Source organism: Hymenobacter bucti, from assembly GCF_042681145.1.
GTDB classification, from domain to species: domain Bacteria; phylum Bacteroidota; class Bacteroidia; order Cytophagales; family Hymenobacteraceae; genus Hymenobacter; species Hymenobacter bucti.
In genome coordinates, this window is record NZ_JBHUFD010000018.1 from 998,682 (window position 1) to 1,014,690 (window position 16,009).

The 16,009-nt window shown below is 62.8% G+C and carries 13 protein-coding genes; 10 read left to right on the top strand and 3 right to left on the bottom strand.

The genetic code is table 11. The annotated features are described in order from the left end of the window. Positions 1-369 precede the first annotated feature (369 nt). Positions 370-2,592: a catalase/peroxidase HPI gene (gene katG, locus ACFSDX_RS23225; RefSeq protein WP_382318228.1), complete on the bottom strand. Its 2,223-nt coding sequence runs from the start codon at positions 2,590-2,592 to the stop codon at positions 370-372. Positions 2,593-3,024: 432 nt separating this feature from the next. Here katG and ACFSDX_RS23230 point away from each other — a divergent pair, with 432 nt between their 5' ends. The 3 genes from ACFSDX_RS23230 to ACFSDX_RS23240 all read left to right on the top strand — a co-directional run bounded on the left by ACFSDX_RS23230 (position 3,025) and on the right by ACFSDX_RS23240 (position 5,870). Further along, complete coding sequence (locus ACFSDX_RS23230; protein WP_382317978.1) at positions 3,025-3,789, top strand: nucleotidyltransferase domain-containing protein; 765 nt, start codon at positions 3,025-3,027, stop codon at positions 3,787-3,789. 209 nt (positions 3,790-3,998) lie between these two features. Next, the gene (locus ACFSDX_RS23235; protein WP_382317980.1) at positions 3,999-4,859 is read left to right on the top strand and encodes an SDR family NAD(P)-dependent oxidoreductase; all 861 of its coding nucleotides are present in this window, start codon (positions 3,999-4,001) and stop codon (positions 4,857-4,859) included. Between the two features lie 78 nt (positions 4,860-4,937). Then, positions 4,938-5,870 (top strand): helix-turn-helix domain-containing protein, encoded by a 933-nt coding sequence (locus tag ACFSDX_RS23240; RefSeq protein WP_382317982.1) that lies wholly within the window; start codon positions 4,938-4,940, stop codon positions 5,868-5,870. A gap of 51 nt (positions 5,871-5,921) precedes the next feature. Here the strand turns inward: ACFSDX_RS23240 and ACFSDX_RS23245 are convergent, their stop codons facing one another. Continuing rightward, complete coding sequence (locus ACFSDX_RS23245; RefSeq protein WP_382317984.1) at positions 5,922-8,147, bottom strand: TonB-dependent receptor; 2,226 nt, start codon at positions 8,145-8,147, stop codon at positions 5,922-5,924. Positions 8,148-8,358: 211 nt separating this feature from the next. Between ACFSDX_RS23245 and ACFSDX_RS23250 the strand changes: the two genes are divergently transcribed. The 6 genes from ACFSDX_RS23250 (at position 8,359) to ACFSDX_RS23275 (ending at position 13,122) form a co-directional block, all read left to right on the top strand. After that, entirely contained in the window at positions 8,359-9,441 is a 1,083-nt protein-coding gene (locus tag ACFSDX_RS23250; RefSeq protein ID WP_382317986.1) for a DNA polymerase beta superfamily protein, read from the top strand. Positions 9,442-9,572: 131 nt separating this feature from the next. Beyond that, positions 9,573-10,520, top strand: coding sequence for a TIGR01777 family oxidoreductase (locus ACFSDX_RS23255; protein ID WP_382317988.1), 948 nt, complete (start codon positions 9,573-9,575; stop codon positions 10,518-10,520). A 226-nt stretch (positions 10,521-10,746) separates the two neighbouring features. Beyond that, a complete protein-coding gene (locus ACFSDX_RS23260) occupies positions 10,747-11,280 on the top strand; it encodes a GbsR/MarR family transcriptional regulator (protein ID WP_382317990.1) in 534 nt (177 codons plus the stop codon). A 21-nt stretch (positions 11,281-11,301) separates the two neighbouring features. Further along, positions 11,302-11,604: a hypothetical protein gene (locus ACFSDX_RS23265; RefSeq protein ID WP_382317992.1), complete on the top strand. Its 303-nt coding sequence runs from the start codon at positions 11,302-11,304 to the stop codon at positions 11,602-11,604. Next, a complete protein-coding gene (locus ACFSDX_RS23270; RefSeq protein ID WP_382317994.1) occupies positions 11,550-12,398 on the top strand; it encodes a hypothetical protein in 849 nt (282 codons plus the stop codon). The genes ACFSDX_RS23265 and ACFSDX_RS23270 overlap by 55 nt, the downstream gene beginning before the upstream one ends. Further along, entirely contained in the window at positions 12,391-13,122 is a 732-nt protein-coding gene (locus ACFSDX_RS23275; protein WP_382317996.1) for a class I SAM-dependent methyltransferase, read from the top strand. Before ACFSDX_RS23270 ends, ACFSDX_RS23275 begins: the two co-directional genes overlap by 8 nt. 112 nt (positions 13,123-13,234) lie before the next feature. Here ACFSDX_RS23275 and ACFSDX_RS23280 read toward each other — a convergent pair whose 3' ends face one another. Continuing rightward, the gene (locus tag ACFSDX_RS23280) at positions 13,235-14,803 is read right to left on the bottom strand and encodes a glycoside hydrolase family 32 protein (protein WP_382317998.1); all 1,569 of its coding nucleotides are present in this window, start codon (positions 14,801-14,803) and stop codon (positions 13,235-13,237) included. 189 nt (positions 14,804-14,992) lie between these two features. On the opposite strand from ACFSDX_RS23280, the gene ACFSDX_RS23285 reads away from it, so the two are divergent. Continuing rightward, entirely contained in the window at positions 14,993-15,979 is a 987-nt protein-coding gene (locus ACFSDX_RS23285; RefSeq protein ID WP_382318000.1) for an acyl-ACP desaturase, read from the top strand. Positions 15,980-16,009 lie beyond the last annotated feature (30 nt).

Sequence of the window (16,009 nt, forward strand, 5' to 3'; positions counted from 1 at the left end):
CTCGGCTCGTTGTCCCGGGCTAGTTACTTCGAGTCGGGTAGCTTCTATGGTTGAGGTTGTTTTTTGTTTAACCAGCAGTATGCTTTTCCCAGCAAAAGGACTTAACTGGACGCTTATGGGCACCTTCTTGTTTAAGCGCCAGTCTTATTGCCAGCGACTCGGCCAGGTTCGAAGCCTGGGGCGATAGCCGAGCTTGTTGCGCCCGCTAACCGGGTAGTTGGGCCGAGCAATTCGCTTCGCCCGGCGCTTATTTCAGCCGGTGCCTGGGCCTCGACCAACCGAATAAATAGGTCGAAAAAAACTTGTAAAAAAAACGCCGCCCCGTTGCCAGGGCGGCGTTTTTTTACTTAACTAACAGGCAACCGCTTGCTAGCCCACTTTATACTCTTTCGCCAATTCAAACCGGTCGGCGTCCATTACTTTAGCCCAGGCGGCTACGAAGTCGCGCACGAATTTCGGGCCGGCGTTATTGGTGCCGTATACTTCGGAGATAGCGCGCAGCTCCGAGTTCGAGCCGAAGATGAGGTCGACGCGGGTACCGGTCCACTTCACCAGGTTGGTCTTGCGGTCGCGGCCTTCGAATACCTGGTCGGTATCGGAAGTTGCTTTCCAGGTCGTGCCCATGTCGAGCAGGTTCAGGAAGTAGTCGTTGCTGAGCGTGCCGGGGCGGTCGGTGAACACGCCGTAGTTCGAGCCGTCGTAGTTGGTGTTCAGCACCCGTAGGCCACCCACCAGCACCGTCATTTCGGGGGCGGTGAGGGTCAGGAGCTGCGCCCGGTCGATGAGCATCGCCTCGGGAGCAGCTTCGTGATTGGCGTTGAGGTAGTTGCGGAAACCATCGGCGTGCGGCTCCAGCGCGGCAAACGACTGCACGTCGGTCTGCTCGTGCGTGGCGTCGGTGCGGCCGGGGTGGAAGGGCACCTGCACGTCGTAGCCGCCTTCTTTGGCCGCTTGCTCGATGCCAGCGGCGCCGCCCAGCGCAATCAGGTCGGCCAGCGAAACTTGCTTGCCACCGGTTTGCGCGGCGTTAAACTCGTTTTTGATGCCTTCCAGCACGTCGAGTACTTTCGACAGCTCGGCCGGGTTGTTGGCATCCCAGTATTTCTGGGGGGCCAGCCGGATGCGGGCGCCATTGGCACCGCCGCGCTTGTCGGAGCCGCGGAACGTGGAGGCCGAAGCCCAGGCCGTGCGGATGAGCTGCGAGCCGGTAAGGCCGCAGGCCAATAGCCGGTCTTTCAGGGTGTTGATGTCCTGCTCGTCAATCTGCGCGTAGTCAGCGGCGGGCACCGGGTCTTGCCAGATAAGTACTTCGGCGGGCACGTCGGCCCCTACGTAACGGACCTTGGGGCCCATGTCGCGGTGCGTCAGCTTGAACCAAGCGCGGGCGAAAGCATCGGCAAACTCCTCGGGATTCTCGTGGAAGCGACGCGAAATTTTTTCGTAAATCGGGTCTTCGCGCAGGGCGATGTCCGACGTCAGCATGAACGGCTGGTGGAACTTGTTGGGGTCGTGGGCATCGGGAATCATACCCGCGCCGGCGTCGCCCTTGGGCTTCCACTGGTGCGCCCCGGCGGGGCTCTTGGTCAGCTCCCACTCGAAGCCGAACAGGTTGTTGAAGTAGCCGTTGCCCCACTTGGCGGGGGTGGCGGTCCAGGCGCCTTCGAGGCCGCTCGTGATGGTATCGCCGGCGTTGCCGGTGCCATACGTGTTCAGCCAGCCCTTGCCCTGCTGCTCGATGCCCGCTGCGGCGGGCTCATGCGAGATATACTGGGCGGGGTCAGCCGCGCCGTGGGTTTTGCCGAAGGTGTGGCCGCCCGCAATCAGGGCTACCGTTTCTTCGTCGTTCATGGCCATGCGGCCGAAGGTTTCGCGGATGTCGCGGGCCGAGCCCAGCGGGTTCGGGTTGCCGTTGGGGCCTTCCGGGTTCACGTAGATGAGGCCCATCTGCACGGCGGCCAGCGGGTTTTCGAGCTGGCGGTCGCCGGTGTAGCGCTTGTCGCCGAGCCACTCGCGCTCCGAGCCCCAGTAGATTTCGTCCATCGGTTCCCACACGTCGGCGCGGCCACCCGAGTAGCCAAACGGCTTCAGGCCCATCGACTCGATGGCGCAGGTGCCGGCCAAAATCATGAGGTCAGCCCACGAAATTTGCTCGCCATACTTCTGCTTCAGCGGCCAGAGGAGGAGGCGCGCTTTGTCGAGGTTGGCGTTGTCGGGCCAGCTGTTGAGCGGCGCGAAGCGCTGCATCCCTGAGCCGGCGCCGCCGCGGCCATCGGCGATGCGGTAGGTGCCGGCGCTGTGCCAGGCCATGCGAATGAAGAACGGCCCGTAGTGGCCGTAGTCGGCCGGCCACCAGTCCTGCGAGGTGGTCATCAGCTCAAACAGGTCCTGCTTTACCGCGTTGAGGTCCAGTTTCTTGAACTCCTCCACGTAGTTGAAGCCCGGGTCCATCGGGTTCGACAGGGTCGAATGCTGGCGCAGGATGTTGAGGCGCAATTGGTTGGGCCACCAATCGCGGTTGCGAGTGCCGCCACCGGCCGTTTGCTGCGCCTGCCCGGCCAAGAACGGGCATTTTGCCGCCGACTCGTCATTCATGAAATGCTCCGTGGTGTTGGAGGCGGGCGGGTGTTGGTTATGCTCTTCAGCCATTGTTAAGGTTGTGTTTGGATAAAGTCTAAAGGAAATGAAATGCGATACCTAGATGCGGCCCGCCGTCGGGGCCGCTCGTTAAAAAATAAAAGCTGGGCAAATTACCGGCAACTACTGCTTAGGTTTGAGAACTGCGCAGTAAAATATTTTGGCATTTCCGCGAGAGCGTGGCCAGTTTACTTTGTAAGGCCGGTTTGATGAACTTGGCAAGCTGGTAATTAAGAAAGCTGAGCCACTCTTTGTTTAACAAAAGTAGTATTTTTTATCAACAAACCGCACGTCTGGCGTTTTTTTGCCTACTTCTGTTTAACTCTAGCTAGCAGCGCACTTTTCCCAAGCTGAGCTCTAGCCAAACGGCCGCCCGCCGATTTTTATTCCATGACGACCCGCATTAGCGCCGCGCTGGCCGCCCTCGAAGCCGAGCACGGCATCCGTATCCTCTACGCCTGCGAATCGGGCAGCCGCGCCTGGGGCTTCCCCTCGCCCGACTCCGACTACGACGTGCGCTTCATCTATGTCCACGCCCTCGATTGGTACCTAGGGCTCGATGAAGGCCCCGACACCCTCAACTTCCCCGTCGATGCCGAGCTGGACCTGGCCGGCTGGGAGCTGCGCAAAACCCTGCGCCTGCTGCGCGGCTCCAACGCGGCGCTGTTCGAGTGGCTGCAATCGCCCATCGTGTATCGCGAGGCGCCGGGGTTTCGGGCGCAGCTGGCCCCGCTGCTGCCCCCGGCGTTCAACCTCAAAGCCGGCCTGCATCACTACCTAGGGCAGCTGCGGCGCGGAGTAGAAGAAGATTTAGTGGGCGAGGAAGTGCGCTTGAAACGCCTCTTCTACGCCCTGCGCTCGGCCCTCGCCGCCCGCTGGATACGCGAGCGCCACGCGCTGCCGCCGATGGAGTTTGCGCCCTTGCGGGCACTGCTGCCGACTGACTTGCAAGAATTTGTGGATGAGCTGCTGGCGCAAAAGGCCTTTTCCAACGAAAAGACGCTGGTGGCGCGGCCGGTGGCGCTGGTCGCCTTCTTGGCGGCGGAGTACGCGGCCGGGCAGGCGGCGCGGGTGGGGCTGCCGGTGGCGAAGGCTGCCGGGGTAGCCGAGGCGCTGGACGCGGTACTGCGCCAGCAAGTAGCTTGGACTTTGTAGTCCGAGCACGAGCGCAGCTCGCATCTACGTCAGGTTACATGACTTAACATCTGCTAACGCGGATGCGAGTTGCGCTCGCGCTCGGACTACAAAGTCCAAGCTACTTGCTGGGAAGGCCGCGATTCAGCTACAAACTTCCGCAATCAGGCTACGGAGGGGGCGGTTGCCTGGCGGGACCTTTGCAGTGTTCTTTAACGCATTCACCCTGTATGACATCGCAATCGCTCACCGCCGGAAATACCGGCCCTAAAATCTGGTTTATTACGGGCGCTTCCCGGGGCTTTGGCCGCGTCTGGACCGAGGCCGCCTTGCAGCGCGGTGACAAGGTGGCCGCCACGGCGCGCCAGCTGGCCAGCATCAGCTATTTAACCGAAAAATACGGAGCCAGCGTGCTGCCCCTGGCGCTGGACGTAACCAAGCCCGAGCAAGTGAAAGCGGCCGTAGCGCATGCCCACGCGCACTTTGGCCGGCTCGACATCGTGCTCAACAACGCCGGCTACTCCCTGGTCGGCACCATCGAGGAAGCCAGCCTGGACGAGCTGCGGGCGCTGTACGAAACCAATGTAGTCGGCACCGTGGCGGTGCTGCAAGCCGCGCTGCCGCTGCTGCGGGCGCAGGGCCACGGCCACGTACTGGGCGTTTCGAGCGGGCTGGGCCTGGTGGCCCCGCCGGTGCTTGGGTACTACGCCTCTTCCAAGTGGGCTTTTGAGGCTATTCACGAAAGCCTGGCCCCCGAAGTAGCGCCCTTTGGCATCAAGGTAACCATCATTGAGCCAGGGGCCTACGCCACCGAGTTTGGCAGCCCCGAGTCGTTGCGCTTCGCGGCCAGCCAGGAGGTGTACACCGATTTTAAGAATCACTTCTTCGCGGACCTGCGAAGTATGGAAAGGGGCGACCCCGCCGCCACGCCCGCCGCCCTCTTCGCCGTCGTGGATGCCGCGCAGCCGCCGCTGCGATTGTTTCTGGGCAGCCACAACCTGGCTCAGGTGCGCGCGGTTTATGCCGAGCGGCTAGCCACCTGGGAGGCCTGGGAGACCGTTTCCAACGCCGCCCAGGGCGCCGTCAGCTAACTCACTGCGGGCAGCTGGTGGCGCCCTAGGGCTGCCCGCTGCCCGTGATATGGTATAAGCTATATGATATAAGCAGACATGAGAAAGCACGAAAATGCGCCGCTGCGGTTTGCCTCCCTAGCGGAGGCGCACCGGGCCCTGGGCCTGCCGGGGCCCCTGCACCCGCTCATCAGCCTGATGCGTAATGCCCGCCCGCCCGGGCAGGGTAGCGGCTCAGCCCAGCCCCACGTGCTGGGCTTTTATAAGGTGTCATTTTGGCCTAAGCTGAGCCGCAAGCTCAAGTACGGGCAGGGATATTACGATTTTGAGGCCGGCGGCCTGCTGTTTGCCGCTCCCGGCCAGCTGCTGGGTGGCACGCCGCAGCCCGAGGAGGAGGACGCGTGCGCCCACATGACCCTACTTATTCATCCCGATTTTTTGGCGAGCTACCCCCTGGCCAAAAAAATCCGGGAATACGGCTTCTTCACCTACTCGGCCAATGAGGCGCTGCACGTGTCGGAGCCGGAGCGCGAGGTGCTGCTGACGCTGTTCCGGACGATGGAGGCGGAGCTGGCCAGTCGCCTCGACGAGTTCAGCCAGGATGTGGTGATTGCTCAGCTCGACCTGCTGCTGACCTACGCCAACCGCTTCTACAAGCGTCAGTTTCTGACCCGCAAAGCGGTCCACAGCGACCTGCTGCAACGCCTGGAAGCCACGCTGGCCGACGGCTTCCGGCCCGAGCGGCTGCCCGAGCAGGGCATCCCAACGGTGCACTACCTGGCGCAGCAACTGCACGTATCGCCCAGCTACCTGAGCGATATGCTGCGCACGCTCACCGGCCAAAGCGCCCAGCAGCACATCCACGACAAGCTTATCGAGCAGGCCAAAGCACAACTTGCTACTACCAGCCTCTCGGTGAGCGAAGTAGCCTACGCGCTCGGCTTCGAGCATCCGCAGTCCTTCAACCGGTTTTTCAAAACCAAAACGACCCTTTCGCCGCTGGCGTTTCGGCGGTCCCTGCAGCTCAACTGAAGTAGGTCAAGCTGCGCGCTAGCCCCCGCGGGGCAGCCTGGCAGCGCCGCGTTACTGCCCAAACCGCCAATTCAGTGACAAATTCACGACCCGCCCTTCCACCGGCGCCCACAGCTCGCGAAAAATGGGGCTGGCGAAGCTGCCGCCCGCGGGTAGCACCACGCGCTCGCGGCGCGTTTGGCGGTAGTCGAAGATATTTTCGGCGTTGAGCACCACCGTCCAGGGGCCGGTGCGGTAGCGCAGCAGTGTCGCCACAATGGGGTAGCCGGGTGTGGTCGTGCCGTCGCTCAGGTACTGCTGGCCGGTGTAGCTAGCCTCGATACCGGCCCCGAAGTGCTCGCTGAACTCCTGCACCAGTACGGTCGCAAACTTGTGCCGGGCGGCCAGCTCCACGTTGGGGTTCACGGGGTCGTAGAGGCGGCGAGCGTAGGTAAAGACGTAGCCTAGGTAGAGTTCTGTTTCGTGGGCGCGCAGGCGCACGTAGGTTTCGAGGCCTTTGGTAGTAACGGGCGCACTGGCGTTTTGCCAGGTGAGTGGGCCGCTGCCGGGCTGGTAGCTGCCCGAGCCGGGACCGCCCACGATGCCGCCGTCGGGCAGAATAAGCGGGTTTTGGAGGCGCGTGTAGAAAAACGACTGGTTGAGATTCAATACCACTTCTGGCCCGAAGCGATGCGAGTAGTTCAAGTCGCCGTTGAGGCCCTGCGAGGTTTCGGCCTGGAGGCCGCGCAGCGGCTGCACCTGCGGGTAGTCGCGCTCATCGAGGGCATTCACGTAGGGCACGGGCACGCGGTAGCCTAGGCCGCCGTTGAGGCGGGCGGTGAACTCGTCGTTGATTTTATACAGCGCCGACAAGCGCGGCAGTACGAAGCCTCCGTACTGATTATGGTGGTCGTAACGCAGGCCGGCTTGCAGGTTGAAGCGCGGCGTGGGCGTCCAGTTGTCCTGAGCAAAAACGCCGATTGTATTATAGGTGTAGATGCTGAGCAGTGGCGTGGGGCGGCCGTCGGCGTTGCGCAGCAGCTCGCCATTCAGGTTCACGCCCGCTACGATGGTATTGTTCCGGCCTAGGTCGTGTAGATAGCTGGCCTCAGTATAATAGGTGGTTTGGTTGGCCTTGAAAGATACCGTGTTGGTCAGCACGTCGCGCCCAAAATTGGTAATGGCGCCCTTGATGGTGAGGCGGCCGGTGCCCACACTGTCGTTGGTGTATACGGCATCGACGGTGTGGCGCTGGCTGCTGTTGTTGACGAAATAGGCCGGCCCGCCCAGCGTTTCCACGTTGTTGCGCAGGGCCGTTTGCTGGCCGCCGCGCCGGCTCTCGAAGGTGCCGGTGTAGCCCAGCGCCAGCTGGCTGTGGGCATTGGGGTAATAAAATAGCCTAGGGTGCACCGTGAGGCTGCGCACGCGGGGCACGTCCACGAAGGTGTCGCCGTCCACATCCACATCCTGCTGCCGCGTGAGGCCGGCAAAAACGGAGTAGCCAAACCGCTGCCCACGCTGCGCGGCAAAGCCGTTGAGGTTGGTTTCATTCAGCGTAGTCTGGTTGAGGGTGGCCGTGAACTGCGACTTGCCGAGCGTGGGCGTTTTGCTCACCAGATTGACCAACCCCGCGATGGCCCCGCCGCCAAAGAGGGTCGAGTTGGAGCCCTTCAGCAGCTCAATCTGCCGCAGGTCGAGCGGTGGTACCGACAAGATGCCGAAGCTGCCCGCGAAGCCGCCGTACAGCGGCAGCCCGTCGCGCAAAATCTGAGAGTACTGCCCCTGCAAGCCCTGAATACGCAAGTCGGCGTTGCCCGTAGTGGGCGAGGTCGGCTGAATCTGGGTGCCCGCAATGTCGCCGAGCAGGCTGGCGATGTTGCCGGGCTTGATGCCGTTTTCCTCCTGCATCTCCTCCTCGCCCAGTACTTCCACGCGCTCAGGCTGGTCTTCGATGCGCGAGTTGGTGCGGGTGGCGGTCACGACCACTTCGTCGATTTCGGCGGCGCTCGGGGCCAGCAGTAAGGTAATGGGCGCGTTACCGAGAGCTGGGGCCGCCAGGGTCCGGGGTTTATACCCTAGGGCCTCTACCCGCAGGCGGGTGCCCACGGCCGGGGCGGGCGCTAGCTGCACCGCGCCGCTGGCGTCGGTGGTGCCGCCGATACCGGTGCCGGGCACCCCCACGCTCGCCCCGATGAGTGGCTGGCGGCTGGTCGAGTCGCGTAGGATAAAGCGCAGGCTTTGGGCGTGCAGGGCGGCCGGTAACACCAGCAGCAGCGCGAGTAGAAAACGGTGTAGCATAACGATAAAGAGCGCCTGGCATTTCAGGCTCAGGTTTCTACCCGCAAAGCACGACCATTACTTTGGAGGAATTCTGAAGCGTAAGGTGCGGGGCTTGTCCCCGCCCGGCGTTGTTCAGAAAACTTTGTGACGTTAGTAGCTTGCCCTGCTCGGCGTTACCAACATAGGCCGCTCAACGCTGGGCGGGGGCAAGCCCCGCACCCTACATTCTATGACCATCACCGACCTGCGCCAGCAAAACTTAATTATCTTCGAAGCCATCAGCGGCAGCCGCGCCTACGGCACCAATCTGCCGCACTCCGATACCGACCTGAAAGGGGTATTCGTGCTGCCCGAAAAGCAGTTTTTGGGCCTCGACTACGTGCCGCAGGTTGCCAATGCAACCAACGATGAGGTGTTCTACGAGCTGCGCCGCTTCGTGGAATTACTGCTCAAAAACAACCCCACCGTGCTGGAGTTGCTCGGCACGCCGCCCGACTGCATCGTGTATCAGCACCCGCTGTTCGACCAGTTTCGGCCTCAGGATTTCCTGTCCCGGCTCTGCCAGCTAAGCTTTGCCGAGTATGCGGTGGCCCAAATTCGCAAGGCCAAGGGCCTGAACAAGAAAATCAACCACCCCGAGCCGCCCGGCCGCAAGTCGGTGCTGGATTTCTGCTACGTGACGGTGGGCGCGGGCGCGCAGTCGGCCGACGTGTGGTTGGCCCGCCAGAGCCTCAGCGCCAACCAATGCGGTCTAGCCAACGTGCCGCACCTTACCGACCTCTACGCCCTTTTCATCGACCGCACGCCCGGCCACCCCCTAGGGTACCGCGGCCTCGTGCGCGACCCCGACACCAGCCAGGACGTGCAGCTCTCGGCCGTGCCGAAAGGGGAGGAGCCGGTGGCGTATTTATCGTTCAACCGCAACGGCTACAGCTCCTACTGCCGCGTGTTCAGAGAGTACTGGGAGTGGGTCGAGAAGCGCAACAAGGAGCGCTACGCCAACACCGTGCAGCACGGCAAAAACTACGACGCTAAGAACATGCTGCACGTCTTCCGGCTGCTGCAAATGGCCGAGGAAATCGCTCTTACCGGCCAGCTCCAGGTGCGCCGGCCCAACCGCGAGTTCCTGCTCCAAATCCGGCGCGGTGAGTTTGAATACGCCGAGCTGGTAGCTGAGGCCGAGCAGTTGGTAGCGCAGGTAGAAGCGGCGTTTGATACGTCGGTCTTGCCCGCCACCCCAGCCGCTGAAGCGGCCGAAGAAACCCTGCGCCGGGTGCGGCAGCAATTTTATTTGCTTGATAAACAAGGATAACGGCCTTTTTGTAAGGGCTAAGAAATCAAAATGTATCACAACTTTCAATAATTATTGAAAGTTGTGATACATTTGTTATACCTAAGAGAAAGCGCTGGCACGCAGCCAGCTGCCCAGCCCCCGCCCCAGCTATGTCGCAGCCCAAGCTAGTTCTCGTTGGTGGAAACGGTTTTCTGGGCCGGCACCTAGCCAGCTACTTTAGAGCCATTGGCTACCAAGTAGTAAGTATCAGCCGTACTGGCTCCGGCGACGTGCGTTGGGATAGCTGCAGCCTCGGCCCCTGGGCGCAGGCGCTGGAGGGCGCCGACCTGCTGGTGAATCTGGCGGGCCGCACCGTCGATTGCCGTTACACTGCCGCCAACCGCCGCGCCATTTTAGCCAGCCGCGTCGAGAGTACCCGCGTGCTGGGCGCGGCCGTAGCCGCTTGCGTGCAGCCGCCTAAGGTGTGGCTAAACTCTTCAACGGCCACCATTTACCCCGATACGCGGGGCGATGCGCCAGCCAACACGGAAGCCAGCCCAACGCCCGGCGGCCCATTTTCGGAAGAAGTGGGGCGGGCCTGGGAGGAGGCGTTTTGGGCGGCGCCCGCGCCCGCTGCCGTGCGTCGCGTGGCCCTGCGCACAGCCATCGTGCTGGGGGCCGATGGCGGCGCGTTTCCCGTCATGGCCCGGCTGGCGCGCTACGGCCTCTGCACACCGCAGAGCGATGGCCAGCAGTGGATTAGCTGGCTGCACGTGCGCGACTTTTGCCGGGCCGTGGCGTTTCTGGCCCAAGCCGACGACCTAGGCGGCCCGGTGAACCTCTGCGCCCCGCACCCGCTGCTAAACCGCGATTTTAACGCGCTGTTGGCCCAGCACCTGCGCCCGCCGCTGCACCTGCCGCAGCCTAAGTGGCTGCTCGAAATCGGGGCCTTCGCGCTGCGCACTGAAACCGAGCTGATTCTGAAAAGCCGCAAGGTGTACCCCGAGCGGCTGCTAGCGGCGGGATTTCAGTTTGAATACCCTAGGTGCGTGGCGGCGGTAGGGGAGTTGCTGGGGAAGCAGCCAGTCGCTACAAGCCAAGATGTTGCAAGTGAATAATTCATTGACTTTTCACAAACTTGGTGCCGTCGTGACGGTGATAGGCTTACTAGTTTTCGTAGTACCCTACTTACAACTGCTTGGTCTGGTCCTACTGCTCATCGGCAGCGCTTTAATCGTATTTTCTAATCGTATCTGGTATAAAAAGATGTTCTGGCTGCTGCCGTTGGCATTTGTCATATTTTGGGCAGTTCAGTTGTACTTGTCTCAGTAAACTATGTCTCTCATGAGCCCCGACCAACCCGCCCCCACGCTAACCCTCGCCGAGGCTAAAGCCCAGTTTATTCAACTCTGGGGTGTGTCGGGCACGAGTTGGGGTGTGAGTAAAACCCTGGCTCAGGTACACGCGCTGCTGCTGGTGAGCTCGCAGGCCCTGAGTACCGAGGATATCATGGAGCAGCTCACCATTTCGCGAGGCAACGCCAGCATGACGGTGCGCGAGCTCATCGACTGGGGCCTAATTTACAAAGAGCTACGCCCCGGCGAGCGCCGCGAGTACTTCGTGGCCGAGAAGGACATGCTGCAAGTCACGCGGTGCATCATTGCTGCCCGCAAGCGCCGCGAGCTCGACCAGATGAAGCGTACCCTCGACCAGCTGGCCCAGCTGCCCGGCGACCCCGCCGATGCCAATTACCAGGCCTTCCACACCGTGCTCACCGACATTCAGCAGCTCGCCGATACTTCCGATAAGCTACTCACCCGCCTCATGCGGGCCGAGCGCAGCTGGTTCATGGACAAGTTTCTGAAGCTGTTTTTATAGCTCACTCTCAACCCTTTCCCTATGGAGCCCCTTCCAGACTCCGCCGGCCCGCAGCCGGCGACCGCCCCCGTGCGCCCTGATTTTAAGCTGCCCCAACCGGCTAGCTGGCGCGATTCGCCGTGGCTGTGCGCCCTAGCGGCCATTATCGGCACCGGCTTGCTGGGCGCCGGCCTGATGGCCCTGTCCATTACGGGCTACGGCAGCTACGGCGTCACGCTGTTTTGCTTGTCGCCGGGCATTAGCGCCTTTGTGGCCGTGCTGCTGCACGAGTGGGCGCGGCGCGGCACGGCGGGCAGCACCTGGTCGATTACTGGGGCGGGGTAGGGGTGCTGGGGGTGGCTTGTTCGCTGCTCTGCCTGCTGACCCTGAAGCTCGAAGGCTTTATCTGCATCGCGATGGCCCTGCCGGTTGCCTTCGCGATGGCCGCCATCGGGGCGGCCCTAGGTACGCTGGTGGTGCGAGTTACCGGCCGGCCGCGCCCGTTGCCCATGTTTCTTACCATACTGGTGCTCTACCCCGCCGCACAACAATATGAAGTAAGCTACCCCGCGCCGGTGGTACCTCGGCTCGTTGCCACGCGGCTCGAAGTGAATGCGCCGCCCGCCCGGGTGTGGGCTGCGCTCACGCGGCCCGTGCAGTACCCGGCCGCTACGGGCTGGTTTCGGGCGGGGGTGGTGTACCCCACGCGCACGGCCCTGGCCCGCGACGCGGCCACTGGCCGCCGCACGCTGGTGTGCCGCTACTCGCAGGGCTTGGCGCGGCTGCCGGTGGTGGCCTGGCAGCCGGGGCAGCAGCTCACCTTCGCCGTGCCCCCGGCCGATATGCCCGCCCCGATGCACGAGCTCAGCCCGTACCCGCAAATTCATGCGCCGCACCTGCACGGGTATTTCCAGGTCGATAGCGGCACCTTCCGGCTGCGGCCGCTGCCGGGCGGGCGCACCCTGCTCGAAGCCCGTACGGTGTATCGCCACCGCATTGGGCCGCGGCCCTACTGGCAGCTGTGGTCTGATTATCTGCTCGATGCCATGCACCAGCGTGTGTTGGCCACCCTCAAAGCCGAAGCCGAAAAGGAAGCTGCAATCCAAGCCGTAGCTCAAGCCGAACCCCGCCATGACTGAGCTCCTCGAACCCGTGCGGCCGGTAGCCGCCCGCTACCGCCCCGCCCACGTGCGGACCATGTTCGACGGCCTGGCCGGCACCTACGGCGCGGCCGAATGGCTGTCGGGCGGCCAGCTGGGGCGCTGGCGGCGCAGCCTGGTAGCCGCCCTGCGCTGGCCCGCCGCCGGCCCCGTGTCGGTGGTGGACTTGATGGCTGGCGGGGCCGAGCTGTGGGAGCCGCTGCACCGGCACCTAGGGGCGCGGCTGACCCTGACGGCCGTCGATTTTTCGGCCCCCATGCTGGCCCGCGCCGCCCGGCAGTACGCCCCCAGCCTCACGCTGCTACAGGCCGATGCGCTGGCCACCGGCCTGCCCACGGGCACGGCCGCCGTCGTCACTTGTGCCTTCGGCCTCAAGACATTAGCCCCGGCCGCCTACCCCGCGCTGGCTGCCGAGGCCGCCCGCCTGCTGCGCCCCGGCGGCCAACTGGCCCTGCTGGAGTTTGACCTGCCCACCCAGCCTTGGTTGCGGGCGGCCATGCTCACGTATCTGCGGCTGCTGCCGGCCACGCTGCGGCACCTGTGCCCCGAGGCGGCGGCCCACGCGGCCCTGGCGCGCTACGCCAGTACGGGCACGCAGTGGCCGGCCTTGCAGCTGGCCCTGGCAGACAGCGGTTTCCGGCGGGTGCGGCAGCAGCGGCTGTGGCCCGGCTGCGCCCGGCTGGTTGTGTGGGAGATGGGCTAAAGCAGTCTTGGCGTTGGTATGCGGTCGAGCAAGTAGCGCGGACTTTCAGTCCGCGAGTAGTAAGCCACCACTCGCGGGCTAAAAGTCCGCGCTACAGTACTCCAAAACCGGCCTATTTATCCCAAATGGACCGCACGCTGGCCAGCTCCACTTTGGGCACCGTGAGGCCGCTGGCTTGCAGCGCTAAGCCCGTGAGTGGCCGGCTGGGGAAGAACGTGCCAGTCAGGCACGTGAGCCCGCCGTCGGCAAATAGCTCGGCGGAGGCGGCATCGACCAGCAGCGTGATTTCCTGGGTGGGGCCGGTGGCGGTGCGCGGGGCGCGGGCCACTTTAGCAAAGCCCTTCTCGGCCGGCGCAAACGTGACGTTGCCCGATTTGCTGCGGTCGAGATAATACGCCTTCTTCGCCGCGTCGTAGCCGATAATTACCTGTTCTTTCGCCGCATTGCTGAGCACGAGCGCCCACGTTTGGGCCTGCGGCACGGTGAATTTTAGCTGGTAGCGGCCGGTGGTGTCCTTCAGGCTTTTGCCTAGGTCGTAGCTGCCGCTCACGGCCACGTTGGTCAGGGTCACGGGGTTTTCGAACAGCTTGCCCAGCCCCGCGATGGGCTGCGAGGCCAACTGCAGCTGGCCCGGTGCGCCGCGCAGGGCTAGCGTGCGCGGCACGGTCATGGCGCTGCGCCAGGGGCTGGTGGGCGCCTGCTGGCAGTACTCCCAGTTGCTCATCCAGCCGATGAGGGTGGTAGGGCTACCAGCGGGCAGGTTGGCCCACGTCACGCCGGCGTAGTTGTCAGGGCCGTAGTCGAGCCAGCGCGTGCCGGGCTGCGTGGCCCGGAAGGATTTTCCATCAAACGCGCCCACGAAGTACTGCGTGGCCGAGCCGCCGTTGGGGCCGCCGGGGTTCATATTAACAATCAGCACGTCATGCGGCTGGCCTTGCGCATCTTTTACCTGAATGAGGTCGGGGCACTCCCACACGCCGCCGTGCGCCCCTAGGGTACGCCCAAAGTCGCTTTCCTTGGTCCAGGCCCGTAGATTTTTAGACGAATAAAACTCGATGTGGTCGTGGGCCGATAGCGCCATCAGCCACTTTTTACCGGGCGCGTACCAGCTCACTTTCGGGTCGCGGAAGTCGCGGCTGCCCTGGTTTTTAAGCACCGGGTTTTGGGCGTATTTGGTCCAGGTCTGGCCGTAGTCGAGGCTATAGGCTAGGCTCTGGTTTTCTACATCCTGGCGGCCCAGCTTCTCCTTTTTCTCGCTGTGGCTGGTGTAGAGGGCTACCAGCGCGGGGCGGCCGGGCTGGCCCAGGCCGCTGGTGTTCTGGGCGTCGAGCACGGCGCTACCCGAAAAAATTAGCCCTAGGCTGTCCGGGGCGATGGCCGTGGGCTGCTGCTGCCAGTGCACCAAGTCGCGGCTAGTGGCGTGACCCCAGTGGATGTTGCCGGCCACCGGCGCGGTGGGGTTTTGCTGAAAAAACAAGTGGTAGGTGCCGTTTTCGTACACCAGGCCGTTGGGGTCGTTCATCCAGTTTTCTTTGGGCGAAAAGTGGAATTGCGGCCGGTGCTGCTCGTGGTAGGGGCGGGCGGCGGCGGGTGCCTGGGCCGTGGTTTCGGACTCGGAGGCGGTGGGCGATTGGCAGCTGGCCAGCGCGGCCAGGGCCAAGGCCAGGTACTTTTTAGACATGGGGGTGGGTAGGAAGAAAGGCGTTAAGGGCTGACGAAAAGCAAGGTAGCACGCGGGCGTAAAACGGCACCGTAGCGCCCTCGGGCGCGCGCACGTATAATGCCCTAATGTTGTACCCATTATTTACAACTAAAAACGGACCTTCGCACGTTAATTCACTGCCTACTCACGTGCAGTGCCCCTATTCTTATGAAGCTCCCTGACAACGTTATGATTTCGCGCGGCGAAGTGCTCGAGCAACTCGAAGGTTATCTGAAAGACAATATCTACGAGTTTCTCAAACCCGTTGAAAATAGCTGGCAGCCCGCCGACTTTTTGCCCGATTCGCGCCGCGATACCTTCTTCGACGAAGTAAAGGAACTGCGCGAAAAAGCCGGTGCCCTGCCCTACGACCTGCTGGCCGTACTCATCGGCGACACCATCACGGAGGAAGCCCTGCCCAACTACGAGGCGTGGTTTCACGAGATTGACAACATGAACCGCGATGATAACAACGGCTGGGCCAAGTGGATACGGGGCTGGACGGCCGAGGAAAACCGCCACGGCGACCTGCTCAACCGCTACCTCTACCTCTGCGGCCGCGTGAACATGCGCGAGTTTGAGATTTCGACCCAGCACCTCATCAACGACGGTTTTGACCTAGGTATGGCTCACGACCCTTACAAGTCGTTTGTGTACACCAGCTACCAGGAAATGGCCACCAACGTGTCGCACCGCCGCGTGGGTCAGCTTGCCCGCCAGGTCGGCGACGATGGTCTTTCCAAAATCTGCGGCATGATAGCGGGCGACGAAAACCGCCACGCCAAGGCCTACAAAACCTTTGTCTCCAAGATTTTTGAACTCGACCCCAGCGAGATGATGATTGCCTTTGGGCACATGATGCGCAACAAGATTGTGATGCCCGCCCACTACATGCGCGAGATGGGCGTGGACATGGGTAAGACCTTCGGCCACTTCACCGACGCCGCCCAACGCCTCGGCGTGTACACCAGCAACGACTACACCGAAATTCTGGATACGCTCATCGACGAGTGGGAGATTTCTAAGCGCACCGGCCTGACTGCCGCCGCCGAAAAAGAGCGCGACTATCTCATGGCCCTGCCCAACCGCCTGCGCCGCGTGAGCGACCGCATGGCCGTGCCCAAGCTGGAGTACCAGTTTAAGTGGATTTCGTAGCGGGTTTTGGCCCCATTAAAAAAAGCGCCG